The following is a 1770-nucleotide window of genomic DNA, read 5'->3' on the forward strand; positions in this document are numbered from 1 at the left end:
TAGACCACCTTGGAAATACCAGGGTCACCTTTGCCAAAAACAGCGCAGGCGCTCCTGAAATTATTGACACCAACAATTACTATCCTTTTGGCTTAAGCCATACGGGCGGAAACGGTTTGAACTCTTCCAACTTTGGAGGTCTCTACTCTTACAAATACAATGGCAAAGAGCTTCAGGAAACCGGAATGTTTGATTACGGTTGGAGACAATATATGCCAGATCTGGGAAGATGGAACGGGATAGACCAGTTGGCGGAAGCATATACTTCTATAAGTCCTTTTGCCTATGTAGCCAATAATCCTATTTCAATGAGAGATCCTGATGGAAGATGGATGGATGCAGCTGGACATATTGATACCTCAGGATATGCAAATCCTTTTACAATTATGGCACATTCTCAAATGCAGATGACTCAGTTTATGGGGAGAACCCCAGATGAAGGCGGCGGCGGCGGGTATCTTGCTTTTGGTAAGACTCAGGCGTATAGGGACTTAATGGCATCATTTGAAAATGGGCAGAGCTTTTCATTAACCTCCCAAAACGGATATATGAAGTGGTGGACAGGAGAGGCCACCCAGACTTCTTACAGAATTGGTGATGAAATGTATGGAGAAGGTGATCTGGGAGTCATGCATAGTATGAAACTTAATTCAGACACCTCTTGGGACGCTTATAAAAATTGGGCAGATTATGGATCTGGAATAATTGGAACTATGTACGAAGCAATAGCCGATCAACGTACTGATTTATATCGCAGGGGTTATTGGATGGATAATCTTGGAAATCAAAGAAGTATTCGATACGCAGGAAGAGCAGCAGGCTCACAAATAGGATTGAGAAGCAATTATGTACGAACCACTGCAATGTATGGAAAATATGCTAAAAGATTGGGATACGTTGGTTATGCACTTAATGCTTATGAGGTGGGTGAAGGATTATCTAATGACGGTTGGAGACCTGGAAAAAATACTGCGGTTGCTGCAGCCAGTGTAATTGGTGGACTTGCTGGCGCAACCCAAGGTGCAATGATAGGAATGTATATTGGATCATTTATCCCAATTCCTGGAGCAGGAACAATTTTAGGTTTTGTGGTAGGAGCAGGTGTAGGATATATGTACGGAGAAATGTTTGGACAAGAAGTTGAGAATTTATATAAATGATAATCTATGATATATTTTAAAAAAAACTACATAAAATTAATATTAATTATTCTAGTTCTATTTGTAATATTACTTTTAGGTATAGCCTTTGTATTAAATCCTAATAAGTATGTAACTGTAGTTACTAGAAATGGTATTATAATATTTGTAATAGGATTAGTTGCCATTCTTTTCTCAATGTTTTTAATAATTTTATTTTTTATGAAATTATTAGATAGAAAATCAATTTTTCTCATCAACAATGAAGGTATTTATGATGGTGTTAGCATTTTGAATTATCCTTTTATAAAATGGCAAGATGTCATAGGAATTGAAGAGTATGATATAAAAAATATTCCACACCTTAAAATTTCACTTAAAAATCCTACTATTTATATAAATAAAAAAAGTGGATTTCTAAAGTGGGTTTTAAATTACAACTATAATACATATCAGTCTCCAATTGTATTAAATAGCACATACTTATCATGTTCATTTAATGATTTTAAGAAGGCTATTTTAGAGTCATATGCGAAATATGGAGATGGACTTTCCCCCCGCTCTGCGAAGTTTGTAACTTCGTAGCGGATTGACTAGTCCTAATACAAAACAGAACTACATTGCTGTAATG

At 36.5% G+C, this 1770-nt stretch carries 2 protein-coding genes; both read left to right on the plus strand.

Annotated elements, in window-relative coordinates:
• Positions 1–1160, plus strand: a 1160-nt coding sequence (locus AC27VX_RS23655; protein WP_488698425.1) for an RHS repeat-associated core domain-containing protein, incomplete at its 5' end; no start/stop codon positions are given.
• 6 nt (positions 1161–1166) lie between these two features.
• The gene (locus AC27VX_RS23660) at positions 1167–1724 is read left to right on the plus strand and encodes an STM3941 family protein (RefSeq protein WP_488698427.1); all 558 of its coding nucleotides are present in this window, start codon (positions 1167–1169) and stop codon (positions 1722–1724) included.
• The last annotated feature ends 46 nt before the right edge of the window (positions 1725–1770 follow it).

This window comes from Chryseobacterium sp. 14P4.3.2 (assembly GCF_057799275.1).